We start from the raw sequence: 24,797 nt of genomic DNA on the forward strand, positions 1-24,797 counted from the left end.
CATGGCTCAGGCGGGCTGGGCGCAGAGCTCGGCGAGTACCCGCAGGCGCCGCTTGGGTTCGGCGACGTAGGGGTTGCGCTCGTCCCAGGCGTAGCCGGCGAGGATCGAGCAGATCATCCGGCGGATCTCCGGCGAGGCGTTCTGGTAATAGATCACGTCCTGGAAGGAACCATCGTACCAACCCTCGACGTAGGCGCGAAACGCGTCGACGCCGCGCTTGAGCGGCACCGCGAACTCCGCCTCCCAGTCCACCTGCTCGCCAGCGAACTGGCGGTGCAGCAGGCCGGCGGCCATGCTCGCCGAGCGCATGGCGATGGTCACCCCGGAGGAGAACACCGGGTCGAGGAATTCCGCGGCGTTGCCGAGCAGGGCATAGCCTGGGCCGTGCAGGCGCTTGACGTTGGCCGCGTAGCCGCCGAGGGCGCGCACCGGGGTGTCCCACAGCGCGTTGCCGAGCACCCGCGACAGGCTCGGCGTTTCCGCGACGAACTGCTTGAGGCAGGCATCCAGATCGCTGTCGCGGCTCGCGTAGCGCTGCGCGTCGGCGACCACGCCGAGCGAGCAGCGGCCGTTGCTGAACGGGATGGTCCAGAACCACACATCGCGCAGAGTCGGGTGGGTGGTGACCAGAATCTTCTCGCGGTCGAAGCCGCTGGCCGGGTCGATGCGGTCCTCGACGTGGGTGAACAGCGCCTGGCGCACCGGGAAGTCGGACGGCTGGTCGAGGTCGAGCAGGCGCGGCAGCACGCGGCCGTAACCACTGCCGTCGAGGACGAAGGCGCACTCCACCTGGTACTCGTGGCCGTCGGCCAGGCGGCGCACGCCGAGGCGCGGGCAGTCGCCGCTGAAGTCGGCGCTGACGATTTCTTCCTCGTAGCGGATCTCCACGCCCTGCAGCGCGGCCTGGTCGGCCAGCAGCTTGTCGAAGTCGGCGCGCACCACCTGGAAGGTCGAGCCCTTGCCGGCGCTGAACTTGTCGCGGAAGTCGAACTCGCTGTAGCGCTCGCCCCAGGCGAACGCCGCACCGTGCTTGGTCTGGAAGCCGGCGGCGCGGACCGCGTCGAGCATGCCCGCCTCCTCGACGAAGTCCAGGCAGTGCGACAGCAGGCTCTCGCCGATGGAGAAGCGCGGGAAGCGCTGGCGCTCCAGCACCAGCACGTCGTGGCCCTGGCGCTTGAGCAGGGCGGCGGCGATGGCGCCGGACGGGCCGGCGCCGATCACCACGACTTGGCGCTGTTCGACTTCAGGAAACTTCATAGCGGCTCCTTGCCTCGGGTTCGGAATGGACGGGGTGGCGCTTGCCGAGCAGGGCCGGCAGCAGGGTGGAGAGCAGGCTCATCAGCAGCAGGCCGAAGTACACCGGCGCGTCGATCAGCTGCTGTTGCAGCAACAGGTTGAGGAACACCACCTCGGTCAGGCCGCGGATGTTCAGCAGCAGGCTCTCGCGCCACTTCAGGCGCGCCGGCGAAGCCGGTGCGGCCCAGTGCAGGCCGAGCCAGCTGCCGAGCACCTTGCTCAGCACCGGCAGCACCAGCAGCGCGGCGAAGGCGCTCCACGGGTAGTCGCCGGCGAGGCCATGGAAGTTCACGCGCAGCACGCCGCAGGTGAGGATCAGCGGCACCGCCACGCCATTGAGCAGGCGCTTCCAGTGACGTTCGGGCAGCGGCAGGCGGAGCGGCTGACGCAGCGCGGCCAGGCACAGCAGATAGCTGATGCCGAACACCAGAGCATTGAGCTTGAGACTCTGCAACAGCAGCATCAGGGCGAAGAACGGCAGGCTGTAGACCAGCGGATGGCGCAGGCCGAGACGGTGCAGCAGCAACGGCAGGCAGGCGCTAGCGAGCGGGACGAGCAGGCTGGTCGGGTCGGCGCTGCCCTGGGCCAGGCCGAACAGGCTCCAGCACAGGAAATCCATGAGGATCGCCGCGTGCAGCAGGCGGCGGGTCGCCGCCGGCGGATAGTCGATGCTCTGCAGGAACAGGTAGAGCACCGGGATGGCGGTGATCGAGAACAGCAGGCCGATGCCCAGCGCGCTCAGCCAGTCGCGCGGGCCGGGCAGCAGCCAGACTGCGCAGGCGATGCCGGCGAGCAGCGGCACCAGGAAGCTCGGCAGGGCGATCTTCAGGCAGGCGGGGCTCAGCTCCAGGTCGATCACGTCGCTGAGGATGTAGCCGAGCAGCAGGGCGAAGCACAGGCCGTAGAGCGCCTCGACCCAGGCCGGGGCGAGCAGCGCGCGGGCATCGAGCTGCCAGTGCGGCTCGACCCAGCCGAGCAGCAGCGCCGGGATCGCCAGGCTGGCGACTAGCAACTGACCGACGATAGGGATCAACCGGCGGCCGCCGAGCGTTGCGGCCAGGGCGTAGAGCGCCAGGGCGAGCAGCCAGAAGGCGAGCACGCTCATCGGGAATCCTCCGAAAGGTTGCCGGCCCAGGGCGCGAGCAGGAAGCAGAACAGCAGGCCGAGGCTGATCGCCAGGCCGAAGTTGGCGATCGCCGGGGTCTGGCTGATCAGCAGCAGGCCGAACGACAGCCAGCTGGTCAGCGCCGAGAGCAGCGTGCCGAGCAGGCTGACCGCCGGACCGCCGATGTTTTCGCGTATGAGGATCGCGTAGTCGACGCCAATCGCGGTGATCAGCAGCAGACCGAACAGGCTGAACAGGGTCAGCGGCTGGCCGAGCCAACCGAGGCAGGCCAGCGCGGCGACGGCGGCGAGCAGCGGCAGGCTGACCACGCGCAGCGCGCCGGGGAGGCCGAATGGCAGGCACAGGAGCAGGACGATGGCCACGCAGGAGAGCAGCTTGAGTTCGGCGGCGCTGAGCTGGGTGGCGGCGAACAGGCGGTTCAGCTCGCCGAGGCGGTCGACCAGTTGCACGCCGGCGAGGCCCTCGGCGGCGGCCTGCAGACGCGCAGCGTCGGCCTGGCCCTGGAGGCTGACCAGGCCGGCCGCGCCGTCGCCATCCGCGCCCAGCCATAGTGGCCGCCAGGGTTCGCCGAGCGGGCCGGCGAGGGCCTGATCGAGACTCGGTTGTGGCGCATGCAGCAACGCATCGAGTTCGCTGCGTAGCGCCGTCTCCGGCAGACCAGCGGCGAGCAGCGGCTGCCAATGCGCCGGCAGTTGGCGCAGCGCACCGCGCAGTGTTTCGAGCTGCGAGGGCGGGGCGACCAGTTGGCTGAGCGCGCGGTAGCCGCGCAGCGTGCCATCGGCGAGCAGCGGGTCGAGGCGTTGGGCCAGGGCGGCCTGGCGTTCCAGCAGCTGCGCCTCGTCGGCGCCGCGCACCAGGAAGAACTGGCTGGTCGGCTGCTGCCCGGTCAGCGCGGCGATGCGCTGCGCCTCGACCTGCAGGCGCGGCTCGCTGCCCAGCCACTGGCGCAGGTCGTTCTGACTGTGCAGCTGCCACAGGCCGCCGGCACAGAAGGCCAGCAGCAGGGCGAGCAGCGGCCAGCTGCCGGTCTTCGCCAGCAGTCGCGCGCGCACCGCCAGCAGGCGCTGGCAGAAGCGCAGTACGCCGGCCGGCGGTGCCAGGCGCAGGCCGCTGAGCCACGCCGGCAGCAGACACACCGAACACAGGTAGGCACCGATCAGCCCAGCGGCCGAGAACACCGCGATTTGGGTCAGCGCCGGGAACGGCGTGAAGGCCAGCGCCAGGTAGCCGACCAGGTTGGTGCCGAGGCTCAGGCTCAGCCCCGGCAGGGTGGCGCGCAGGGCGCTCCAGCTGCGCCAGTCGGCATCGCCCCAGCTCTTGCTCAGGTAGTGCTGCGGGTAGTCGGCGGCCACGCCGATCAGGCTGGCGCCGAGCACCAGGGTCAGCGCGTTGATCTGGCCAAACACCAGCACGCAAGCCGTGACCCCGGCGAGCAGCGCCACGCCGATCGGCAGCAGGCTGAGTAGAACCCGCGTGCGACGGAATGCCAGCAGCAACAGCAACAAAGTGCCGAGCGTGGCGCCGCCGCCGATCAGGCTGATTTCGCGGGTCGCCTTGGCCTGCCCGGCCGCGGCATACAACACGCCGCTGGCGGCGAGCAGCTGACCGCCGGCCTGTTCGACCTGCGTGCGCGCCCGTGCCACGTCGGCGGCGATCATCGGCGGCGCGTGCATATCGAAGGCATCGCCGTGGGTCCGCGCGCGTAGCAACGCCCAGGTCATGCCCTGCTCGTCGAGGAGCAGCGTGCCGCTGGCCAGATCGGCCTGAATGCGGCTGTGCGGATTGAGCGCCTGTTGCGCGCGCACGCCGAGACCTAGCCAGTCCTGCGCGGTGGGCAGCAGGGCGACACCGGCAAAGGTGTCGAACAGCTGCGCGGCGCGTTGCGCGACGAAGGCCTGCGGTTGTTCGAGCAGCTGCTGGCGATCGGCCGCCGGCAACAGTGCCAGGCGGCTGGTGCGCAATTGCTCGCGTAGCGCCGGCAAGTCGGCATCGAGGCTCCACTGCACCCGCGCGAAGCGTTGCTCGGCCTGCCAGTGCCGGCCAATCTGCTGCACCAGGGCGATCGCCCGGTCGCGCTGCGGATGACCGATCAGCACCAGCAGCTCGCGATTCAGCGGCTCCTGCATGCGCTGCTCGGCCTGCTGTACTCGCGCATCGCCGGCGCCCTGCGGTAGCAGGCTGAGCATGCTGGCTTCGACCGGCGCGCCGGCCCGCCATTGCCAGGCGGCCAGGGCCAGCAACGCGGCGAGCAGGAACAGGAACAGGCGCGGCAGCAGGCGTTCAGTCGGCAGCAAAGTCGGACCGCTCCGTGTCGCTCAATGCAGCGCCCGCCTGGCTCTGCGGCAGGCGCAAGACACTGCGGTCGCCCTGGGTTTCACGTAGTTCGATGCGCTGCACCAGCGCGCCGCCGTCGATCTCGATGGCGCTGAAGATTTGCTTGAGCAGCAGCGAACGCGGCGTGAGGTGCAGGCGCCAGTTATCCGCGGTGCCGCTCAGCTGCAGCTCGAAATCGCGCTCCAGGCCACTGCGGTCGCCCTTCAATACGGCTAGGAACAAGCGACTCTGCTGCGCGGCGACGTCCTGGCCGGGCTGGGTTTGCCAGCCGGTGGCGCTGCGTTTAGCGATGCCTTGGGCATCGATGCGGTAGTCCTGTTGCAACGGGCTTTGCAGCTGCCAGAGCAGGCCGTACTCACGCGACAGGACGAACTGGCCACGGCTGGTCAGCGGCTGGGGCAGCGCGCGCAGGTGTTTTTCCTGAATGAACGGACCGCGTACCACCGTCGGCTTGGCCAGTTGCACGCTGAGCTGATCGAGGTCGAAGGCCTGGGCCAACGGCGCGCAGATCAGTAGGACGATGGCGAGCAGGCGCTTCATGCCAGCGTCTTGCTCACGGCGTCGACGAACACTTTGGGCGAGGCGAGCAACATCTCCCGCGTGGCAATCTCCACCGCGACCTGCACGGTGCTGGCGCGGGTCATGCGTTCGCCACTGCTGAAATCGCTGATCAAGTAGTTGATCTTCAGGCGGTTCTCCCACTCGACCAGATCGGCGCGCACGATCAGGCGCTGGCCGAATTTCGCCCCACGCACGTAGCGCAGCTGCAGATCAATGATTGGCCAGGCGTAGCCGGCCTCACGCATCTGCCCGTAGTTGTGGCCGAGCTTATCCAGCAGGGCGCAGCGCGCGACCTCCAGGTACTTGACGTAATGCCCGTGCCAGACCACTTCCATCATGTCGACATCGAAGAACGGCACGAGGATTTCCACCTCGGCCTGAAGTACGCCGTGGCTACGCATGGTGAGCGCTCCGGTAGGGCGGGTGAAACCCGCGCAGGCAGCTCGCGGGTTGCACCCGCCCTACGCAAATCGCGTTATGCATACAGCCTCCAGTGCTGGGCGCGGATGCGTTCTAGGCACAGGCGCAGTTCGCCTTCCAGGGCACGGTCCTCGATCAGCGGCGGGAAGTCGTCGGCCAGCTGTTCGTGCATCGTCGCCAGCGGCGTCGGCAGGACGTGCACTTCGTTGCGTTGGCGCAACCAGACGCCTTGCTTGGCGGCTAGCAGCGTGGCGGCGGCGACCTGTTCGGCGAGCTCCAGGCTGCGCAACGCGTCGCGCGCGGCGATGGTGCCCATGCTTACCTTGTCCTGGTTGTGGCACTCGGTGGAGCGTGAGAACACGCTGGCCGGCATGCTGTTTTTCAGTGCCTCGGCGGTCCAGGCGCTGGCGCCGATCTGCACCGCCTTGAAGCCGTGATTGAGCATCGCCCGGTCCGCCGCGGCGCCGGACAGGTTGCTCGGCAGGCCGTGGTTGTAGCGCACGTCGACCAGCAGGGCGAGCTGTCGGTCGAGCAGGTCGGCGAGGTTGCCGATCAGATTCTTCAGGCCGTCCATGGCGAAGGCGATATGCCCGCCATAGAAGTGCCCGCCATGCATCACGCGCTCGGCATCCGGGTCGATCAGCGGGTTGTCGTTGGCGCTGTTCAGTTCGATCTCGATGAACTGGCGCAGCCAGCCCAGGCTGTCGGCCAGCACGCCGAGCACGTGCGGCGCGCAGCGTAGCGAGTAGCGGTCCTGCAGGCGGTGCAGCGGCGGGGTCGGGCCGTCGATGGCCAGATCCTCACGCAGCCAGGCGGCGACCTGCATCTGCCCGGGATGCGGCTTGGCGGCGAACAGGCGCTCGTCGAAGTGCTCCGGGTTGCCGGCTAGTGCGACCACGTTGAGGGCGGTGATCCGGGTCGCCAGCTTGAGCAGGTAATCGGCACGGCTATAGGCCTGGCAGGCCAGCGCGGTCATCACTGCAGTGCCGTTCATCAGCGCCAGGGCTTCCTTGGGGCGCAGGGTCAGCGGCGTCCAGCCGAGTTCTTGATGGACCTCGGCGGCGCTGCGCCGTTGGCCGCGGTACAGCACTTCACGCTCGCCGCTGAGGGTGGCGGCGACGTAGGACAGCGGGGTCAGGTCGCCGCTGGCGCCGACCGAGCCTTCCTCGGGGATCAGCGGCAGCACGTCGTGGTCGAGGAACGCCTGCAGGCGTTCGAGCAACTCCACGCGCACCCCGGAGACGCCCTGACACAGCGACTGCAAACGCGCCGCCAGCACCGAGCGGGTGCTCTCTTCGTCGAGCAGCTTGCCCAGCCCGCAGCCGTGGAAGGTGTACAGATGGCGCGGTAGCGCCTCGACCTGATGCAGCGGCACGCTGACCACGCAGGAGTCGCCGTAGCCGGTGGTCACCCCGTAGATGCTGCCTTCGCGGTCGAGCAGGCTGTCGAGAAACTGCGCGCCGCGGGCGATGCGCGCGCGGTAGACGGCATCGTCCTGCAAGCAGGCGCGGGCGCGCCGCTGGCTGAGCGCCACGACGTTCTCGATGGTCAGCGGCTGCTCGCCGAATACCACGGGTTCAGGCTGCTGTGTCGTCATGCTCGTTCCAGAACGGGTAGAAGTTGAACCATTGGCGCGGCGCCAGTAGGCACAGCTGGCCGAGGCGTTCGGCGTAGCGCTGCACCCAGGCGCGGATCACCGCGTCGCGCTCGCCGCGCTTCCACTGCACGCGTTCGGCGAACGGCTCGAGGTACACGCGGTAGCGGCCGTCCTGCTTCACGCAGGTCATCAGGTTGAGTGGGCAGTGCAGCAGGCCGGCGAGCAGCCAGGGGCCCTGGGGAAATGCGGCCGGGCGGCCGAGGAAGTCGACCGTGACGTTGCGCCCGCCATGCAGTGGCACGCGGTCGCCGGCGATCGCCAGCCACTCGCCGCGCTCCAGGCGTTCGGAGAGCTGCAGCATGATCGCCGGGTCCAGCTCGCTGACCTGGATCAGCCGCAGGTGGCTGGCGCCGGCCTCGCCGAGCAGGCGGTTGAATTGTTCGGCGTGCTTGGTGTGCACCAGCACGTTCATCTGCACTTTCTCGCCGAGCTCGGCGAGCGCGCGGCAGACCTCGAGGTTGCCGAGGTGGGCGCCGACCAGCAACTGGCCGCGTTCGCCGCGCAGCTGGCCGCGCAAATCGTGGGGATCGATCAGCTCGATCTGCGCCGGGTCGAGGCGGCCGCTCCAGATATCCAGCTTATCGAGCAGCGCTTCGGCGAAGGCGAGGAACTGGGCGAACACTGAGCCGCGGCGCGGGCCCAGCTCGGCGCGGCCGCTCCAGGCGGCGAGGCGCTGCTGGTAGGCGTGGATGCTGCGCCGCGCCTTGCCGCCGAACAGGAAGAAGTAGCCGACGATCAGGTACAGCAGCGGCGCCAGGGCGCGGCGGCCGAGGCGGCGGGCGGCGCCGGCGGTGAACTTCATCAGCAGGAAGCTGCCGCGCTCGCGTTGCGTGGCCCAGTGTTGGCGGTTCATCCGCGCCACCGTCGCCAGGCAATCATCGGCGCGCGCGGCAGCATGGCGAAGAACAGCTTGGCGTGCATCTTCGAGATCAGCGCGTTGTCGTGCCACAGGCGAAAGTGCGAGAGGCCATCGAGCGGGTAGTGCACGCGGGTCGGCAGCCAGTGCATCGGCTGGTTGCGCCAGGCCATGCGCACCAGAAATTCGGGATCGAAGTCCATGCGCCGGCCGAGGCGCGCCGAGTCGAGCAGCGCCACGCTGGCGGCCAGCGGGTAGACGCGAAAGCCGCACATGCTGTCGCGGATCGACAGCGACAGGCTGTTGATCCACACCCACACGTGGGTCAGGTAGCGCGCATACAGACGGGCCTTGGGCACGCTGGCGTCGTACTGCGGGTAGCCGCAGATCAGCGCCTGCGGCTGCAGCTGTGATTGGGCGAGGAAACGCGCGACGTCGCCGAGGTCGTGCTGACCGTCGGCATCGACCTGCAGCGCATGGCTGAACCCCAGGCGCTGCGCCTCGCGCAAGCCGGCCATCACCGCGCCGCCCTTGCCCTGGTTGCGCGGCAGGCGGACGAGGAAGGTGTCCGACGCGCCAGCCAGGCGATCCATCACCGCGGCACAGTCGGCGCTGGAGGCGTCATCGACCAGTACGCAGGGCAAGCCAGCGTCGCGCAGCGCGGCGACCACGGCCGGCAGGGCGTGTTCGTGGTTGTACACGGGGATCACTGCGCAGGGGTTATGCATGGCCAACCCCTGCATCGGCAATGTCACGGCCCATCGCCGTGTTGTTGGGTATCGCTGCGCTCAACACCAACCTACGGAGGCTCACGGCGGTACGCTCCTCGTAGGATGGGTGGAGAACCGCGATATCCATCACTGCGCAGCTCCGAGCAGAATCCGTCCCGACGAGCAGGTCGCGGTGCCGCTGCGGAAGGCGAAATACAGCTTGCCGCGCGCGGCGTCGAAGCGCAGCGACAGCTGCAGGCGGTCACCGGGGCGCACCAGTTGCTGGAACTTCAGCACTTCCATGCCGGCGAAGCGCGGTGGCAGGTCGGCGATCAGTCGCCGCGCCAGCTGCTGCGCCCAGTCGATCTGCACCACCCCAGGCAGCACCGGCACCGTCGGGAAATGCCCGGAGAAGTGCGCGAGATCGAGCGGCACCTCGAGCTCCAGCTGCCATTCGCCGTCCTGCTCGACAGCGCTGAGCGGTTCGATCTGGGTCGGTCGTGGCGCGGCGAGCAGCGCCTCGACCTGCGCCTGGGCCAGCTTGCCCTGAGTGCTGTAGGGCAGTTGCGCGAGCAGGCGCCAGCGGCGTGGCAGGGCGATGGGTTCGCAATGCCCGGCGAGGTGGCGGCGCAGGCCATCGATAAGCGCGCGGCGGCCCTGGTTGCGCAGGGCATGCACGCCGGCCGGGCTCAGCGCCACTAGCGCGCCGAGAAACGCGCGGCCTTCCTGCACCACGCCGAGGCGCGCATCGCTGATCCACGGATGCAGCAGCGCCTGTTCCAGCGCCGGCAGCGCGATGCGTTTTTCTTCCAGCTTGACGATGCGGTCGAGGCGCCCACGCAGACGGAAGCGCCCGTCGGCGGCGAACTCGGCGGCATCGGCGGTCTGTTCGACTTGTCCGGCCGGCAGGTAGGGTGAAGCGACGCGCAACGCGCCGTCCGGGTTGAGGCTCAGTTCGACGCCAGCGAACGGCGTCCACAGCTCGCCGCCTTGGCGCCAGGCGATGCCGCCGGTTTCCGAACTGCCGTAGATTTCCGTCGGTGCCTGGCCGAGGCGTTCGTCGAGCGCCTGCGCCGCCTCGGCCGGCAACGGCCCGCCGGAGGAGAACACCCGGCGCACGTTGCGCAAGGCGGGCCAGTCGAGGTTGTCGCCCATCCGTTTAAGCAGGGCCGGACTGGCGACCCAGGCATAAGCGGCATGTTCCAGGCTCAAACGCTGTATATCCTCTGGAAACGGCTGCGCGCGGGATACAAACGGCCGGCCCGCACACAGCGGCCAGAGCACGCGAAACAGCAGGCCATAGATATGTTGCGCGGCGACGCTGCCGATCACCGTGGCCTCGCCCAGTTCGGCGCCCCACAGCTGCTCCAGCGCCTCGACCTCGTTGGCCAGCTGGCGCAGGGTCTTGGTGATCGGCTTGGGCGCGCCACTGGAGCCGGAGGTGCAGAGGATCAGCCGGCAGGCATCCAGATCCAGCGCCGCGGCGCCGAGCGCTGCCACGCTGGTGTCGACTTCCAGCTGGTCCAGCCACAGATCGACCTGTACGCCAAGGCGCTCGCGGGTCTGCGGCTGCGCATCGGCCGGCAGCAAGACCTCGACGCCGGCGCGCCAGGCGCCGAGCAGGGCGATGGCCAGTTCGCCGGCATCTTCTAAATAGAGGGCCAGACGCTGGATGCCGCGCGCCTGCAGCTGCGCGGCGAAGCGCAGCGCCTGGTCGCGTAGGGCGGCGTGGTCGAGATCGCTGGTGACCGGCCGGCCGGGCTGCGCCGTGAGCAGCAGCCGATCGAGGCTCAGCCAGCTCATGCGAACCTCCGCACGCGCTGGCGTACCAGCCATTCGCCGGCGAACAGCAGACCCATCAGCAGGTAGGCGATCAGGCCGTTGTACAGCGTCCACCAACTGAGCGGCGCCCACAGGGTCAGCGCGGCGGCGATCAGGCCGTTGGCGAGGAAAAAGCACGCCCAGACCTTGGTCACCTGGCGCGTGTAGCGCACCGCGACCGCCGGCAACTCGGGCTCGCGCAGGCGCGCCAGGCGCTCGACCAGCGGCGGACCGAAAGCCAGGCTGAGGCCGAACAGGGCCAGTAGCAGCGTGCTCATCAACACCGGATACCAGCGCAGCAGCAGCGGCTCGCCGGCGATGCCCAGCAGCAGGCAGAACGCCAGGGCGGCCACGGCCATACAGCGCCCGCCTGGGCGCTGTCCGCGACTGAGCATGCGCGCCAGCCACAGACCGCCGAGCAGCCCGGCGAACACCCGTGGCGACAGGTGCTCGATGCCGTAATAGACGGCGAACGGGTAGGCGAGGCCGGCCAACACCAGTATCAGGCCGAGCAGACGACTCATGCGCTGGTCGAATTGACCAGGCGGTACACGGCCTCGACCACGTCACCGACCGTGCGCACCGACTTGAACTCCTCGGCGGCGATTTTCTTGCCGGTCTGGCGTTTGATGTGATCGATCAGGTCGACGGCGTCGATGCTGTCGATTTCCAGATCCTGATAAAGGTTGGCTTGCAGGGTGATCTGCTCGGCATCTAGCTCGAATAGTTCGACCAGGGCGTCGCGCAGGGTGGCGAAGATCTCTTCACGGGTTTGCATGGTGCTGTCCTTCACGCGGCTTGGCGGGCGGTGACGAAGGCCGCCAGGCTAGCCACGTTGGCGAAATGGCTGCGGGTGTCCTTGGCTTCGGCGTCGATCTTGATGCCAAAGCGCTTCTGGATCGCCAGACCCAGTTCCAGGGCGTCCACCGAGTCGAGGCCCAGGCCGTCGCCGAACAGGGTGAGATCGGCGGCGATGTCTTCGGCGACCATGTCTTCGAGCCCGAGGGATTCGATGATCAGGTTTTTGATCTCAAGTTGCAGATCGCTCATCTTTGGCGAGCTCCTTTATAAAGTGCTGGTGCAGGTAATCGTTGAGCTTGCGCGAGGCTATCGGCGCCGCACTCTGAGAGCTGAATTGTTCGGGAGCGATATCCTCGCCGACGTGCAGGCGGATGTGAAAACGTCGCGACGGAATGCTGTACCACGGCTCGGCCTTGGTCAGAGTGGTCGGCGTGACGCTGATTACCACCGGGGTGATGACTCGCGCGCCGCGCAAGGCGATGGCCGCGGCGCCGCGGTGAAACTCGGGCGGCTGCCCCGGCGTGGTGCGCGTGCCTTCGGGAAACACGATCAAAGTTTGTCCGTCACGCAGCGCGGCGGCCGCCTCATCGAGCATGTCCAGGCTGCCGCTGTTGCTGATGTAGCCGGCGGCGCGGATCGGCCCGCGCATGCACGGGTTGTCCCACAGGCTCTGTTTGACCACGCAATTGGCGTCGCGGATGAAGGCGATCAGCGTCACCACATCAATCAGCGACGGGTGGTTGGCGATCACCATCTGCCCGGGCCGGCCGAGGCGCTCGATACCTTCCACCGTATAGGTGAGCACGCCGCTGCGGTACATGAACTGCACGAACCAGCGGAAGCTCCGGCTCACCGTGGCGCGTGCACGGCTACGGTGGGTCAGGGCATCGCCGGGCAGCAGGGCCAGCAGCGGGAACACCACCAGTCGCAGCAGCAATCCGCCGATGCCGAATAGCGTAAAGCTCAGTCCGGTAGCGATCAGGCGCCATGCATAGGGCGCGCTGTAGCGACTCACGGCTGCGTGCGTGACCAGTTCCATTGGCGCTTTTTCCAGTGATGGTGAAGGGAAACCTGCTCGGTGCTCAGCGCACGCAGCAGGTTGAGCGGGTGCGGCCATTCGAGCGGCTGGCCAGCCTCGCCGGCGTGCAATTCCAGCTGCCACTCGGTGCCGGGAGTCAGCAGCAGGGCGAGGGCATAGGGGAACGGCACATCATCGATCTGGCTGGCGTACAGCGCCGGCGGTGCTTCTTCGGCAATCACCACCAGTACCGCGGGGGCGCCTTCGGCGAGCAAAGTCCCGGCTTCGAGCATCGCATGTTCGAGGCCATCGCCTTCGGCGGCCAGGGCGGTCATTTCGCTGGTATCGCCGCGTTGAATCGACCACAGGCCGATGATCGCGTTGTGCACCGAGAGACTGAACTGGGTCGGCGACAGCGGTTCGCTGCGCACCAAATCGCTGAGGATCGCCAGGGTGCGCGGCGTTTCACCATGCCGCGAGGTGAACACCAGCGGCAGGTGGCCGTAGCGTTCGGCCAGCGGCCAAGCGACATGGAACAACATCCGCGCCAGGCGGCTGAGACGGCGACGTTGCAGGGCGGGGAGGAAGCTGACATCCGGTTGTTGGCCGTCGTCGGCGACGAGTGCCGGCGCCTGACTCCACGCGCGCCAGTCGGCAGCCGTGTCCAGGCCCGGTGCCCAGGCACGCCATTGTTCGATCCTGAAATACATCACATGCGAGCTCTTTGTGGCCCTTCGCGGGCGTCCCTTCCATAGGCTTTGCGAACGGCCAGCCTGTCGAAAGGAGCCATAGCAGGCTGCTGGCATTATCCAGAGCGAGCCGGCGCCAGGCAAATTTTGGTTACATCTCATTGTCAGACAGCTCGTACCATCGGTCTTTCATCTCGCCGTTGTCATGGCCTTTGCATAGACTCCACGGCTATCCATGGAATTAGGGAGGTGTCCGATGCGGCGCGTGGTATTCAATCAGAAAGGCGGGGTGGGCAAGTCGAGCATTGCCTGCAATCTGGCGGCGGTGAGCGCGGCGGAGGGTTACCGCACGCTGCTGGTTGACCTCGACTCCCAGGCCAACTCGACCCATTACCTGACCGGCCTGAGCGGCGATGACATTCCCATGGGCATCGCTGATTTCTTCAAGCAGACCCTGTCGTCCGGGCCGTTCGCCAAGAAGGGCAAGGTCGATATCTACGAGACGCCGTTCGACAACCTGCACGTGATCACCGCCACCGCCGAGCTGGCCGACCTGCAGCCCAAGCTCGAGGCGAAGCACAAGATCAACAAGCTGCGCAAATTGCTCGAAGAGCTCGACGAGGATTACGACCGGATCTACCTGGATACCCCGCCGGCGCTGAATTTCTATGCGATTTCCGCACTGATCGCCGCTAATCGTTGCCTGATTCCTTTCGATTGCGACAGTTTCTCCCGCCAGGCGTTGTATGGCCTGATGCGCGAGATCGAGGAGCTCAAGGACGACCACAACGAGGAGCTGGAGATCGAAGGCATCGTGGTCAACCAGTTCCAGCCGCGCGCCAGCCTGCCGCAGCAGCTCCTCGATGAACTGATTGCCGAGGAGCTGCCGGTGCTGCCGGTGTACCTGATGAGTTCGGTGAAGATGCGCGAGTCGCACCAGGCGTGCAAACCACTGATTCACCTCGATCGCAACCACAAGCTCAGCCAGCAGTTTGTCGAGCTGCACCGCTTGCTGGAAGCCGAGTAAGCCCGCCATCCCCTCAGTCCGGCCCTGCATCAGGCGCCGCGGCTGATCAGTACGTCGCACGGCGGTTGGCGCAGCAGGTGCTGGGTCAGGCCGCCGAGCAGCGCTTCGCTGAGCATGCTGCGGTTGTGCTGGCCCAGGGCGAGCAGCTGCGGGCGCCATTCTTCGATCGCCGCTTCCAGGCAGCTTTGCCGCTCACCCTGGCGGACGCCGTGTTGCAGTTGCCGGCCAGCGGGCAGCTTGGCGCGCTCGTCGGCCACCAACTGATCGAACAGCGTGCGCTGGCAATCCAGCTCCTCCTGCGCCTTCGCAGCGCGCACCGGGGCTACTTCGCAGATATGCAGGGCGTACAGACCGGCCTCGCTTGGCAGCAGGTGCTGGCCGAGCTGCAGGGCGGTGCAGGCGCTCAGCGAGAAGTCCAGGGCCACCAGCGCCTGGCGGTAGGGCTCCACCGGCTCGTGGACCGCCAGCAGCACCGGCACCTGGCTCTGCCGCGCGACGCGTTCCAGGGTGGTGCCGGCGAACAGCTCGGGGCGGCCCTTGTGGTGGGCGCCGAGGACTAGCAGGTCGACCGCCAGGGTCTTCAGCTGGCGGGCGATAACGTCGTGCGGCACGCCGCTGAGCAGCACCAGCTGGCTGTCGGCGACGGCGCAGGCGTTCAGGAGACGGCCGAGCTGGCCTTCGGTGACGTGGCGCAGGTCGGGGTGGTCGAGCACATGCAGCAGGGTCAGCCGCGCACTGTGCTGGCGAGCCAGCAGGGCGGCGCGCTGCAGCGCCACGTCGGCTTCGCGGCTGAGGTCGTGGGCGATCAGAATATGGCGGAACATGGCGCGTCTCCGGCGGCGGGATAGGCGCAGTCTGGAACGCGGAGGCGACGTCGGTGTTGCGCTGGATCAACGTCGCGCTGGGCGGCGTGGTCTTCTGCTGGGGGGCGCACCGTTTTCCCCGGAAAGCGCACGGCGTTTTGCCGAGCACGCCCGGCAAGCGGCTGGTTCAGTGCTTGCGCAGCTGGTAGATGGCCCGGCTTTCCGCCACCACTTCGCCGCTGGCGTCGCGCAACTGCAGCTCCAGTGCGTACTCGGCCTTGCCGTTGGCCTGCGCTTCGGCTTGCAGGCGCTCGATGTCCTCGGCCGCCAGACGCGCCTCGACATGAATGTCGCCAGTCGCCGGGCGGCGGAAGCGCAGGTTGAGCTCTTTGACGATGGGGTAAAAGCGCTGATGGTCGAAGCTGGTAGCGAACAGGGCGCCGCCGGGGACTTCGGCGAGGGTGAACAGCGCGCCGGCGTACATGCTGCCGATGTGGTTCTCGTTGCCAGCCAGCGGGGCCAGCAGGCGCACGAAGCCGGGTTCGAGAATCTCAGCCTTGAGGTTCATGCGTTTGACGAAGGCGATCTTCTCTTCGGTCAACACGCGGGCGAGTGCGGTGGGTAAGGGCATGACGGCGCTCCTGGATTTGTGGAACTCCAGGCTAACCGCGGACCTTGGCAAGGCAATGGCCGCGCTGCGCACGCGGATTGATGAAAACGCTCAAATACCGTGCTGGCCCAACCAGGCCAGCAGTTGTGGCAACGCCATGGCACCGCTCTGGCGCGCGGCTTCGACGCCGTTCTTGAACAGGATCAGCGACGGAATCGAACGAATGCCCAGTTGCCCGGCCAGCTGCGGATGCGCCTCGCTGTCCAGCTTGGCCAGGCGGCAGCGGCCGAGCAGCTGGCTGGCGGCTTGCTCGAAGGTCGGCGCGAAAGCCCGGCAGGGCCCGCACCAGCTGGCCCAGACATCCACCAGCAGCGGCAGATCGCCCTTCAATTGACTGGCGAAGGCGGCGCCGCTCAGTTCGAACGGTGCGCCACTCATGACCGCCTGTTTGCAGCGTCCGCAACGTGGCGCGTCGGCGAGGCGCTCGGCGGGAATGCGGTTGAGGCCGTTGCAGTACGGGCAGGGGATCAGCAGGGATTCGGACATGAGGCGGACTCCAGGGGCGGCTGCCGGGTTATCTGGAGTCGCGGGCGAGGAAAATCAAGCGCGGCGCTTGGGATCAGGCCAGGGCCTGGTAGATGTTGAAGGCGCTGATCAGGGTGATCAGGCAGCCAACGATGGTCAGCAGGACGCGTGCCGGCAGCTTCTTGCACAGCAGCGCGGCGAACGGTGCGGCGAACAGCCCGCCGAAGACCAGGCCGGCGACCATCATCCAGGTGCTCGGCTCGCCGGCCAGGAGGATGAACGAGGTGGCGCTGGAGATGGTCAGGAAGAACTCGGCGAAGTTCACCGTGCCGATCGTAGTGCGCGGGTCGCTGCCCGAGCCGAGCAGACTGCTGGTGACCACCGGGCCCCAGCCGCCACCGCCGGCGGCATCGACGAAGCCGCCGAACAGCGCGAGCTTGCCGACGTGCTTGGGCGTGCGGCGCTGGGCCACGTGGTGGTAGGCCTTGCTCAGGATGTACAGGCCCATCAGCAGCAGATAGGCGGAAATGAACGGTTTCAACGCCGTGCCGTCGACCTGAGTGACCAGGATCGCGCCGAGAATCGCGCCGATGATGCCCGGCAGCAGGAGGCGCAGAAACAGCGATTTGTTGACGTTGCCCAATTTGACGTGGGAGATCCCCGACAGGCCGGTGGTGAACACTTCGGCGATATGTACGCTGGCGCTGGCCGCCGCGGGTGAGGCGCCGGTCGACAGCAGGAACGTGGTGGCGGTGATGCCATAGGCCATGCCCAGCGCACCGTCGATCACTTGGGCGAAGAAGCCGACCGCCACTGCGCTCCAGAACGCCGGATTCTGCAGGGTGCGCTCGATGATCTCCAGACCGCTGGTGCTGCCGTTGCCGAAGAACAGCCGCCAGGCGAGAAACAGCAGCAGGCCGGCGAGGATCAGCACCGCCGCCCACATGGCGGCGCGCAGCACCGGATGGTCGTGCGGGTGCGAAACGAAGTCTTCGACCGGAGGCAGCCCTAATGCTTCGTGCTCCGCATTGAGCGGGCTTGGAGTGAAATCAAGATCACGAATTTTCATGCAGAGGCGGCCTGACAGCGGGTGGTAGAACAGGCGGATGTAACGCGGTCGGGCAAGATAATTGGCTTTGCTTATAGAGTCTAAGACTCTTTACGCAGGTTTATATTCCATGAAGGGATAAAAACGGCGGGAGCTGTGATGCCGCCGGTCGCGGCAGCCGTCGCCAGCGGCCAGGTTGGTTAGGCTTTTCGCAGGGGAAGCCATTCAGCAACCAGCAGAGGCCCATCTATGAACAGGTCCAAAACCATGCTCGCCGCGGCCGTGTGCGCGGCGCTATTCATCGGCGCGGCAGTCACTCCGCTGCTCGATCAGTTGATTCCCGCCGCATCGGCCAGCAGCGGCTCGGGTGGCGGCAGCGGTGGTTCGGGAGGCAGCGGTGGTTCGGGAGGTAGTGGCGGCTCCGGTGGCGGCAGTGGTGGTTCGGGAGGCAGTGGCGGCTCTGGTGGCGGCAGCGGTGGTTCGGGAGGCAGCGGCGGCTCCGGTGGCGGTCATGGGGGCAGCTCGGGCAGCGGTGGCTCCGGCGGACATGGCGGCTCGGGCAGTGGCCATAGCGGCGATGGCGCAGTGGGCGGGCATGGCAACAGTGGGCCGGGCAGTGCCCACAGTGGCCGGGCCGGCGAGGCCGAGCACGGGCGTGGCGAGGCCGAGGCGCGTGGCCGTGATGCGGAGGGCGAAGCGGCGCGCGGGGAAGTCGAAGCGCGCGGGCGAGAAGCCGAGGGTGAGGCGCCGCGCGGCGCCGATTGAAGGTCTCCGCCGAGCTCAGGACGAACAGCTGATTTCCAGGTGCTTGCCCCAGTCTGGCGGACGTTCAGCATAGGGTTCGCGGCCCGGTTGTTCGTCGAACGGCCGACTGAGTACCGCATGCAGCTCGCGCACCGGCGCGTAGTCGCCACGCTCGGCGGCTTCGATGGCCTGTTGGGCCAGGTAATTGCGCAGGATGTACTTGGGATTGACCGCGTGCATGCGCGTGCGCCGCTCGGCCTGGCTGCCGCCCTCCTGGTCGACGCGCGCGCGGTACTCGGTACTCCAGGCGTCGAAGCCGGCAAGGTCGGCGAACTCCTCGCGCAGTACCGCCAGCGTCGACTGCGGCGCTTCCTCGCCGAGTCGGCGGAAAAACTGGCTGTAATCCACCGCACTGGTTTGCATCAGTTGCAGCAGGCGCTGGACCAGTTCCTCGTCACCTTCGGCGGCGCTCAGCAGGCCCAGGCGGCGGCGCATCAGGTCGAGGTAGTGGGCCTGATACAGCGGCAGGAACAGGCCGAGGGTGTCGCGCAACACCTCGACTTCGATGAACGGGGTGAGCGCTTGGGCCAATGCGGCAAGGTTCCAGTGGCCGATCGGCACTTGATTGCTGAAGCTGTAGCGGCCGCTGTCGTCGGAATGGTTGCAGATATGGTTGGCGTCGAAATCATCGAGAAAGGCGTACGGTCCGTAATCGAAGGTGATGCCGAGGATCGACATGTTGTCGCTGTTCATCACCCCATGGCAGAAACCGTAGGCCTGCCAGCGGGCGATCAACTCGGCGTTGCGCTCGACCACTTCGCGGAAGAACGCCGCATACGGCTGCTCCTGCTCCAGGCAGTGGGCGAAGTGGCAGGCCAGCACATGTTCGCCGAGGATCTTCAGCTGCTCGTGCTGGCCGGTGTAGTAGAAGTACTCGAAGTGGCCGAAACGCACATGGCTGGGCGCCAGGCGCAGGAGCATCGCGGCGGTCTCCTGTTTCTCGCGCCACACCGGGCTCGTCGAACCGGTCACGCACAGCGCCCGGCTGGTCGGAATGCCTAGCGCGTGCAGAGCTTCCGAGGCGAGGAACTCGCGGATCGACGAGCGCAGTACCGCGCGGCCGTCGCCCATCCGCGAATAAGGCGTCTGTCCGGCGCCCTTGAGGTGCAAGTCCCAATACTCGCCGGCCTGGTTGACCACTTCGCCGAGCAGCAGCCCGCGGCCATCGCCCAGGCGTGGGTTGTAGACGCCGAACTGATGTCCGGAATACACCATCGCCCGTGGTGCGGCGGTCGACCACAGCTTGTGTCCGGCGAACAGTTCGGCGAACAGCGGCTCCTCGGCCAGCGCCGGATCGAGATCGAGCAGCTGCATGGCCGCCGCACTGGCAACCACCAGGCGCGGCTCGGCAATCGGGTCGGGTGCGACCTCCGTCGAGAAGGCATCGCCGAGGCGGGCGAAGCGGTTGTCGAAGGTCAGTTCGGTAAGGCTTTTCACGGCGGACTCCGGGCAGTGCACAGGCTAGGCCATCACCAAGCGTTTTCCACGCCGGCCGGTCGCTGGATACCAGCCTGGGCAGCGCAGCGCGCCGCCCAGGCTGGCAAGGCAGGGTCAGATGTTGGTGGTCGGCGGCAGCGGTTTGCCGGCGATCAGTTGACCTTCCTGGCCGTTTGCATTCTTGACGAACACGTCGACCTGATTGAACGCCATTTCCACGTTGTGCTCACGGAAGCTCTCGACGATGTGGCTGAGTATTTCGTCGGTGGCTGGGTTGCGGTCGCCCAGTTCGCGGACATGGAAGCGCAGCTCGTAGTCGAAGGTGCTGGCGCTGATGGTGAGGAAGTACAGCAGCGGTTCCGGGTCGCGCAGCACCCGCGCGTTTTCCAGGCAGGCCTGCATCATCAGCTTGCGCGCCAGCGGCAGGTCGCTCTCGTAGGCCAGGCCGATCTTCACGGTGACGCGGGTCACCGTGTCGGTCAGCGACCAGTTGATCAATTGATCGGTGATGAAGGTCTGGTTGGGGACGATGATTTCCTTGCGATCGAAGTCGGTGATGGTGGTGGCGCGGATGCGGATGCGGCTGACCGTGCCGGACAGGGCGCCGATGGTCACCACGTCGCCGATGCGCACCGGCCGCTCGAACAGGATGATCAGGCCGGAAACGAAGTTGGCGAAAATCGCCTGCAGGCCGAAGCCGATACCCACCGAGAGGGCCGCGGCCAGCCATTGCAGCTTGTCCCAGCTGACCCCGAGGGTGGACAGGGTAGAGATCGAGCCGAAGCCGATGATCGTGTAGGACAGCAGGGTGGTGGTGGCGTAGGCGCTGCCCTGGGCCAGACTCAGGCGTGACAGCACCAACACCTCGAGCAGGCCGGGCAGGTTGCGCGCCAGGGCGATGGTGATGGCGAGGATCACCAGCGCGCCAAGCAGGTCACTGAGGCTGATCGGCACTTGCACGGCGGCATCGCCGCTGCCGCTGGTGTACTGATAGAGGGTGATGTTGTCGAGGTAGGAGAATACCGAAATCAGGTCGGCCCACACCCAGTACAGGATGACCACAAAGGAGGACAGCAGGGCCAGCTTGATCAGGCGTAGCGATTGCTGGTTGATCTGCTCGATGTCCAGGGTCGGCTCTTCGACTACTTCGTTGTCGGCGCCTTCCTTGGTCTGCGCTTGGCGCTTGCTCAAGGCTCGCTGATAGGCCAAGCGCCGCGCCGCCACGCTCAGACCACGGATCAGCGTGGCTTCCACCACCAGCCAGAACATCAGCAGATACAGGGTGCTGATCAGCCGGTCGCTAAGCTTCAGCGCGGTGTAGTAGTAGCCCGCGGCCACTGCGATGAACAGCGCGACTGGCAGCGCAGTGAAGGCCAGCCCGAGCAACAGACGAAATACCGAGGCACGCTCGCGGGTCGGCGGATCGAGCAGCAGCTTGCTCACCACCCAGGTCATCAGCGCATAGCAGGTGAGCACTACGGCGATGCCGATGACGTCTTCGGCAAGCGTTTGCGGTTGGTGCTCGGCGACCGTGACCACCGCCACCAGGGCGATCACCACCATGGCGAGGCGGCGTACCTGGGTGCGCAAAAAGGCTACCTGTGGACGCGGCCAGTGGAAATGCAGCTCGGCCACCCCGGACGGCGAGAGCACTCGGTAGGCGGTGTAGAAGATCAGCCAGGCCTGAGCCATCTGTATCAGCGCCGCACCGAGGGTGGCGTTCTGGCCGCGGGCGTCCATTTGCAAGGCGAAGCCGCACAGAGCGAGGAATAACGCGCCGGGCAGCGCCAAGGCGAGGTTGAGGAGGATCGCCAGTGGCGTATGCAGTTGGCTGTCGTTCTTGTAGTGGCCGATGTCCTGATGCAGCGCGCTGAGCTTCTGCGCCACATATTGACGGCGCCACAGCAGCAGGCCGATCAGCAGCAGTAGCGGCAGAAACAGCAGCGGTTTGTTGACCAGTCCGGCGCCCAGCTCCTTGACCGCCGAGCCCCAGGCCACCGTGCTCAGCTGGCGTTCGAGCATGAGCGGAACGGACTTGAACCAGTCCAGGTCGAGCGGCTTGTTGCTGGGAATCCAGAACATCTGCTCATCGAGGGTATCGCGCAGTTTCTTCGCGGTGCTCTGCAGCTCTTTCTGGTTCAGTTGCAGGGTGATGGATTCATTGAGCAGCGCGCTCATTTCCCGATTGAGCCGGTCGAGCAAGTCGCTGCGCGTGGCGATCAGCTCGCTCAGGGTGCGGCGCAGCTCGGGGGTCACATCGGCAGGCGGCAGGCCGGAGAGGATTTTTTCGACATAGGCCTCGGGATTGCGGATCTGTTCGCGCTGTTCATTGATTTCGAACTGGTACAGACGAATGTCGGCGATTTCGTCGGCGAGGTGGCTGTCCACTGTGATGGTCGGCAACGCCTGCTTCTGCTGATAGAGAATCTTCGCCAGGAGCAGACTGCCCTGCAGCACGCTGATCTGTTCATCGAGTGCTTGGTCGGTCTGCCCGATATTGTCCAGCTGCTGTTTGGTTTCGAGATTCTTCTGGGTCAGATGATTGAGGCGTTCGGTGGAGCGCAACAGATAGTCGGAGAGCTTCAGGTTGGTGTCGCTCTCAGTCGCCAGCTGGTTGCCGGAGCCGGCTTTCTGCGCCTCCAGCGACAGTTGCGCAACAGTGCGCTCGGATTGGCGGCGGCGTTGATCGTTGATCAGCGACTGCAGGGCCAGGCTTTCCTGTTCGGCCCGGCTGATGCGCTCGGTGAGCCAATCATGACGGGCATTGCCCAAGTCCTGCAGCAGGCTGTTGCTGGCCAGCTCCTCGCGGCGCAGCTGAGCGCGGGCGGCCAGCGCGGCCAGTTCGGCGGCGAGTTGATCGCGCTTCTCGGGACTCAACGGTTTGCCGTTTTCCTTGTTGAGTTTGAGGATGCTGTTGATCTGCTGGCTGCGGGCCTGGCCTTGGCTGATTTCCGTCTGCGCCCGTTCCGGGCGGGTCTGCGCGGTGACGATCAGGCTATTGGCGGCGGTCAACTCCTGTTGCCATTCGGCGAGCTGATTGTTGCGGTCGGCGAGCATCTGCTCGAGCACGGTCACCGGGCTGCTGGCATAGCGTTTGCTGATGTTGACGATCGGGGTGCTTTGCAATTTCGCCAGGGCGCGCTGCGCCTCGTCGGTTTCGCGCGGCGCGGAGCTGAGCATGCGCTTGAGATCGATCAGGCGCTGATCGCTGTCAGTGCGCTCCTGCAGCAGCTGCAGGGTGGCTTCGAGGGTTTGCTTGATCGATTGCTGGTCGGCTTCGGCCAGCTTGCGGTCGGCGAGGGTGTCGAGGCTGCGCTGGACGGCGCCAGCGTCAGGTGCTTCGGCGGCTTGCAAAGGCTGGGTGGCCAGGCAGAGGCCGAGCAACGCGGCGGCAAAAAAAGTACGCAAAAGGGGCATGCTCGCAGGTCGGAGGGCTGGAAATTTCATGGAGTCTAGAGGAACAGGCCGGGCCCGGGGCGGGCGCCGTCGGGGAATTTGACGCCAACCTTGCGGATCTTGTTCCCGTCCATGGCGGCGACCGTCCATGTCAGGCCGTTCCATTCGACTTGGTCGCCGATCACCGGCTCGCCGCCAATTTCTTGGGCGATGAAGCGACCGAGAGTCACGTTGCCGTCCTGTTCGCCGAGTTTCAGGCCATACAGCGCCGCCACCGCGTGCAGCTCGGCATCGGCCTCGAGGACGAAATCGCCGAAGAAGCGCAGGTCTTGGCCACGCTTCGGTGCCTGGCTGAACAGTTTGCCGAGCGCCGACAGGTCGTGTTCATGACCGACCACACAGAGAATATCGCCGGCCTCCAGGGTCGTGCTGCCGGACGGGTGGAGCAGTTCGCGGCCGCGGAATAGCGCGGCGACGCGGGTGCCATCGGGCATTTTCAGCTCGCGCAGCGGCGCGCCGATGCACCATTTTTCCGCGCCCAGGCGGTAGACGAATAGCTCCCACTCGCTGGTTGGGTGGACTTCCAGGCCCGCGCGCGAGATCGGCGCCGGTTCCGGCGGCACGGTGACGCGCAGCCACTTGGCCGCCCATGGCAGGCTGGTGCCTTGCAGCAGCAACGAGACCAGGACGATGAAGAACGCCAGATTGAAATACAGCTGGGCATGCTCGAGGCCGGCCATCAACGGGAACACGGCGAGAATGATCGGCACCGCGCCGCGTAGGCCGACCCAGGCGATAAAACCCTTCTCGCGATCATGGAAGGCCTTGAACGGCCACAGGCCGATCAGCACCGACAGCGGCCGGGCGACGACGATCATCCACAGCGCCAGGCCGAGCGCCGGCAGGGCGATGGGCAGCAGATCGTGCGGGGTGACCAGCAGGCCGAGGACCAGGAACATACCGATCTGCGCCAGCCAGGCCATGCCGTCGAGCATGTGCAGGATGCTGTGCCGCGAACGGATCGGCCGGTTGCCGAGCACCAGGCCGCACAGGTAAGCGGCGAGGATGCCGCTGCCGTGCAGGGTATTGGTCAGGGCGAAAATCAGCAGACCGCCGCTGACCACCAGCAGTGGATAGAGGCCATGGGGCAGGTTGATGCGGTTGACCAACTGCAACAGCAGCCAGCCGCCGCCGAGCCCGAGCAGCGCGCCGATACCGAATTCGCGCAGCAGGTGAATGAGAAAGTCCAGATTGAAGTCGCTCTGGCCCTTGGCGAGCATGTCGATCAGCGTCACGGTGAGGAACACCGCCATCGGGTCGTTGCTGCCCGACTCGATCTCCAGGGTGGCGTTGACCCGCTCGTTGAGCCCTTTGCCGCCGAGCAGCGAGAACACCGCCGCGGCATCGGTGGAGCCGACGATGGCGCCGATCAGCAGACCTTGCATGAGGTTCAGGTTGAACAGCCAGGCGGCAGCCATGCCGGTCAGTCCGGTGGTGATTAGCACGCCCACGGTGGCCAGCGACAGCGCCGGCCACAACGCCACGCGGAAGCTGGAAACGCGGGTGCGCAGGCCGCCGTCGAGAAGAATCACCGCCAAGGCCAGGTTGCCGACCAGATAGGACAGCGGGTAGTTGTTGAAGCTGATGCCACCGGGGCCATCGACGCCGGCCAGCATGCCCACGGCAAGGATGATGACCAGGATCGGGATGCCTAGTCGCGAGGATACCGAGCTCACCAGAATACTTGCACCCACCAGCAATGCGCCGATCAGGAACAGGCTATTGATGGCGGTTGCATCCACAGGTGGGGACTCCAGGCGATTGGGGGTGAAGCACGACAGAAAGTGTCGACATGGGC

Annotated in this window: 23 protein-coding genes; 2 read left to right on the top strand and 21 right to left on the bottom strand. The window is 66.7% G+C overall.

What is annotated here, in order from left to right; translation table 11 throughout:
- Positions 1–6: 6 nt before the first annotated feature.
- The 14 genes from NVV93_RS02430 to NVV93_RS02495 all read right to left on the bottom strand — a co-directional run bounded on the left by NVV93_RS02430 (position 7) and on the right by NVV93_RS02495 (position 13,310).
- Positions 7–1,257, bottom strand: a complete 1,251-nt coding sequence (locus tag NVV93_RS02430) for an NAD(P)/FAD-dependent oxidoreductase (RefSeq protein WP_258252872.1) — start codon at positions 1,255–1,257, stop codon at positions 7–9.
- A complete protein-coding gene (locus tag NVV93_RS02435) occupies positions 1,244–2,401 on the bottom strand; it encodes a sodium:proton antiporter (protein ID WP_258252873.1) in 1,158 nt (385 codons plus the stop codon). The genes NVV93_RS02430 and NVV93_RS02435 overlap by 14 nt, the downstream gene beginning before the upstream one ends.
- Entirely contained in the window at positions 2,398–4,713 is a 2,316-nt protein-coding gene (locus NVV93_RS02440) for an MMPL family transporter (protein ID WP_258254270.1), read from the bottom strand. The genes NVV93_RS02435 and NVV93_RS02440 overlap by 4 nt, the downstream gene beginning before the upstream one ends.
- Positions 4,703–5,296, bottom strand: a complete 594-nt coding sequence (locus NVV93_RS02445) for an outer membrane lipoprotein carrier protein LolA (protein WP_258252874.1) — start codon at positions 5,294–5,296, stop codon at positions 4,703–4,705. Before NVV93_RS02445 ends, NVV93_RS02440 begins: the two co-directional genes overlap by 11 nt.
- Positions 5,293–5,718, bottom strand: a complete 426-nt coding sequence (locus NVV93_RS02450) for a thioesterase family protein (protein ID WP_258252875.1) — start codon at positions 5,716–5,718, stop codon at positions 5,293–5,295. The genes NVV93_RS02445 and NVV93_RS02450 overlap by 4 nt, the downstream gene beginning before the upstream one ends.
- A gap of 74 nt (positions 5,719–5,792) precedes the next feature.
- On the bottom strand, positions 5,793–7,334 hold the full coding sequence (gene hutH / locus NVV93_RS02455; RefSeq protein WP_258252876.1) for a histidine ammonia-lyase: 1,542 nt from the start codon (positions 7,332–7,334) through the stop codon (positions 5,793–5,795).
- Positions 7,315–8,247, bottom strand: coding sequence for a glycosyl transferase (locus NVV93_RS02460; RefSeq protein WP_258252877.1), 933 nt, complete (start codon positions 8,245–8,247; stop codon positions 7,315–7,317). The genes hutH and NVV93_RS02460 overlap by 20 nt, the downstream gene beginning before the upstream one ends.
- On the bottom strand, positions 8,244–8,978 hold the full coding sequence (locus tag NVV93_RS02465; protein ID WP_258252878.1) for a glycosyltransferase family 2 protein: 735 nt from the start codon (positions 8,976–8,978) through the stop codon (positions 8,244–8,246). The genes NVV93_RS02460 and NVV93_RS02465 overlap by 4 nt, the downstream gene beginning before the upstream one ends.
- Before the next feature lie 129 nt (positions 8,979–9,107).
- Entirely contained in the window at positions 9,108–10,763 is a 1,656-nt protein-coding gene (locus NVV93_RS02470) for an acyl-CoA synthetase family protein (protein ID WP_258252879.1), read from the bottom strand.
- Positions 10,760–11,305, bottom strand: coding sequence for a hypothetical protein (locus NVV93_RS02475; protein ID WP_258252880.1), 546 nt, complete (start codon positions 11,303–11,305; stop codon positions 10,760–10,762). Before NVV93_RS02475 ends, NVV93_RS02470 begins: the two co-directional genes overlap by 4 nt.
- Positions 11,302–11,559 carry an acyl carrier protein gene (locus NVV93_RS02480; RefSeq protein ID WP_258252881.1) on the bottom strand — a complete coding sequence of 86 codons (258 nt, stop codon included), beginning with the start codon at positions 11,557–11,559 and terminating at the stop codon, positions 11,302–11,304. Before NVV93_RS02480 ends, NVV93_RS02475 begins: the two co-directional genes overlap by 4 nt.
- Positions 11,560–11,570: 11 nt before the next feature.
- Entirely contained in the window at positions 11,571–11,831 is a 261-nt protein-coding gene (locus NVV93_RS02485; protein ID WP_258252882.1) for a phosphopantetheine-binding protein, read from the bottom strand.
- Positions 11,812–12,621: a 1-acyl-sn-glycerol-3-phosphate acyltransferase gene (locus tag NVV93_RS02490; RefSeq protein WP_258252883.1), complete on the bottom strand. Its 810-nt coding sequence runs from the start codon at positions 12,619–12,621 to the stop codon at positions 11,812–11,814. Before NVV93_RS02490 ends, NVV93_RS02485 begins: the two co-directional genes overlap by 20 nt.
- The gene (locus tag NVV93_RS02495) at positions 12,594–13,310 is read right to left on the bottom strand and encodes a beta-ketoacyl synthase chain length factor (RefSeq protein ID WP_375162901.1); all 717 of its coding nucleotides are present in this window, start codon (positions 13,308–13,310) and stop codon (positions 12,594–12,596) included. The genes NVV93_RS02490 and NVV93_RS02495 overlap by 28 nt, the downstream gene beginning before the upstream one ends.
- 235 nt (positions 13,311–13,545) lie before the next feature.
- On the opposite strand from NVV93_RS02495, the gene NVV93_RS02500 reads away from it, so the two are divergent.
- Positions 13,546–14,316 carry a ParA family protein gene (locus tag NVV93_RS02500; RefSeq protein WP_258252885.1) on the top strand — a complete coding sequence of 257 codons (771 nt, stop codon included), beginning with the start codon at positions 13,546–13,548 and terminating at the stop codon, positions 14,314–14,316.
- A 29-nt stretch (positions 14,317–14,345) separates the two neighbouring features.
- Here NVV93_RS02500 and NVV93_RS02505 read toward each other — a convergent pair whose 3' ends face one another.
- From NVV93_RS02505 to NVV93_RS02520, 4 genes are all read right to left on the bottom strand, one after another.
- Positions 14,346–15,140 (bottom strand): universal stress protein, encoded by a 795-nt coding sequence (locus NVV93_RS02505; RefSeq protein ID WP_258252886.1) that lies wholly within the window; start codon positions 15,138–15,140, stop codon positions 14,346–14,348.
- A 166-nt stretch (positions 15,141–15,306) separates the two neighbouring features.
- Positions 15,307–15,750, bottom strand: coding sequence for a DUF4442 domain-containing protein (locus NVV93_RS02510; RefSeq protein ID WP_258252887.1), 444 nt, complete (start codon positions 15,748–15,750; stop codon positions 15,307–15,309).
- Positions 15,751–15,840: 90 nt separating this feature from the next.
- On the bottom strand, positions 15,841–16,275 hold the full coding sequence (gene trxC / locus NVV93_RS02515; protein WP_258252888.1) for a thioredoxin TrxC: 435 nt from the start codon (positions 16,273–16,275) through the stop codon (positions 15,841–15,843).
- Positions 16,276–16,348: 73 nt separating this feature from the next.
- Positions 16,349–17,323 (bottom strand): sulfite exporter TauE/SafE family protein, encoded by a 975-nt coding sequence (locus tag NVV93_RS02520; protein WP_258252889.1) that lies wholly within the window; start codon positions 17,321–17,323, stop codon positions 16,349–16,351.
- Between the two features lie 228 nt (positions 17,324–17,551).
- Between NVV93_RS02520 and NVV93_RS02525 the strand changes: the two genes are divergently transcribed.
- A complete protein-coding gene (locus tag NVV93_RS02525) occupies positions 17,552–18,067 on the top strand; it encodes a hypothetical protein (RefSeq protein WP_258252890.1) in 516 nt (171 codons plus the stop codon).
- A 15-nt stretch (positions 18,068–18,082) separates the two neighbouring features.
- Here the strand turns inward: NVV93_RS02525 and selO are convergent, their stop codons facing one another.
- The 3 genes from selO to NVV93_RS02540 form a co-directional block, all read right to left on the bottom strand.
- Positions 18,083–19,543, bottom strand: coding sequence for a protein adenylyltransferase SelO (gene selO / locus NVV93_RS02530; RefSeq protein WP_258252891.1), 1,461 nt, complete (start codon positions 19,541–19,543; stop codon positions 18,083–18,085).
- 114 nt (positions 19,544–19,657) lie between these two features.
- Positions 19,658–22,960, bottom strand: coding sequence for a mechanosensitive channel MscK (mscK, locus tag NVV93_RS02535; RefSeq protein WP_258252892.1), 3,303 nt, complete (start codon positions 22,958–22,960; stop codon positions 19,658–19,660).
- Between the two features lie 35 nt (positions 22,961–22,995).
- Positions 22,996–24,741: a potassium/proton antiporter gene (locus NVV93_RS02540; protein WP_258252893.1), complete on the bottom strand. Its 1,746-nt coding sequence runs from the start codon at positions 24,739–24,741 to the stop codon at positions 22,996–22,998.
- Positions 24,742–24,797 lie beyond the last annotated feature (56 nt).

Origin of the sequence: Pseudomonas sp. LS44, assembly GCF_024730785.1 — a bacterium.
Classification (GTDB): Bacteria; Pseudomonadota; Gammaproteobacteria; order Pseudomonadales; family Pseudomonadaceae; genus Aquipseudomonas.

Coding starts and splice junctions, on each gene's coding strand:
- NVV93_RS02460 (WP_258252877.1), bottom strand. CDS start 8,247: ATGAACCGCCAACACTGGGCCACGCAACGCGAGCGCGGCAGCTTCCTG.
- NVV93_RS02450 (WP_258252875.1), bottom strand. CDS start 5,718: ATGCGTAGCCACGGCGTACTTCAGGCCGAGGTGGAAATCCTCGTGCCG.
- NVV93_RS02490 (WP_258252883.1), bottom strand. CDS start 12,621: ATGGAACTGGTCACGCACGCAGCCGTGAGTCGCTACAGCGCGCCCTAT.
- NVV93_RS02465 (WP_258252878.1), bottom strand. CDS start 8,978: ATGCATAACCCCTGCGCAGTGATCCCCGTGTACAACCACGAACACGCC.
- NVV93_RS02435 (WP_258252873.1), bottom strand. CDS start 2,401: ATGAGCGTGCTCGCCTTCTGGCTGCTCGCCCTGGCGCTCTACGCCCTG.
- NVV93_RS02505 (WP_258252886.1), bottom strand. CDS start 15,140: ATGTTCCGCCATATTCTGATCGCCCACGACCTCAGCCGCGAAGCCGAC.
- NVV93_RS02495 (WP_375162901.1), bottom strand. CDS start 13,310: ATGTATTTCAGGATCGAACAATGGCGTGCCTGGGCACCGGGCCTGGAC.
- NVV93_RS02500 (WP_258252885.1), top strand. CDS start 13,546: ATGCGGCGCGTGGTATTCAATCAGAAAGGCGGGGTGGGCAAGTCGAGC.
- NVV93_RS02510 (WP_258252887.1), bottom strand. CDS start 15,750: ATGCCCTTACCCACCGCACTCGCCCGCGTGTTGACCGAAGAGAAGATC.
- NVV93_RS02430 (WP_258252872.1), bottom strand. CDS start 1,257: ATGAAGTTTCCTGAAGTCGAACAGCGCCAAGTCGTGGTGATCGGCGCC.
- hutH (WP_258252876.1), bottom strand. CDS start 7,334: ATGACGACACAGCAGCCTGAACCCGTGGTATTCGGCGAGCAGCCGCTG.
- NVV93_RS02480 (WP_258252881.1), bottom strand. CDS start 11,559: ATGCAAACCCGTGAAGAGATCTTCGCCACCCTGCGCGACGCCCTGGTC.
- NVV93_RS02525 (WP_258252890.1), top strand. CDS start 17,552: ATGAACAGGTCCAAAACCATGCTCGCCGCGGCCGTGTGCGCGGCGCTA.
- NVV93_RS02485 (WP_258252882.1), bottom strand. CDS start 11,831: ATGAGCGATCTGCAACTTGAGATCAAAAACCTGATCATCGAATCCCTC.
- NVV93_RS02445 (WP_258252874.1), bottom strand. CDS start 5,296: ATGAAGCGCCTGCTCGCCATCGTCCTACTGATCTGCGCGCCGTTGGCC.
- trxC (WP_258252888.1), bottom strand. CDS start 16,275: ATGTCCGAATCCCTGCTGATCCCCTGCCCGTACTGCAACGGCCTCAAC.
- NVV93_RS02470 (WP_258252879.1), bottom strand. CDS start 10,763: ATGAGCTGGCTGAGCCTCGATCGGCTGCTGCTCACGGCGCAGCCCGGC.
- NVV93_RS02520 (WP_258252889.1), bottom strand. CDS start 17,323: ATGAAAATTCGTGATCTTGATTTCACTCCAAGCCCGCTCAATGCGGAG.
- NVV93_RS02475 (WP_258252880.1), bottom strand. CDS start 11,305: ATGAGTCGTCTGCTCGGCCTGATACTGGTGTTGGCCGGCCTCGCCTAC.
- mscK (WP_258252892.1), bottom strand. CDS start 22,960: ATGCCCCTTTTGCGTACTTTTTTTGCCGCCGCGTTGCTCGGCCTCTGC.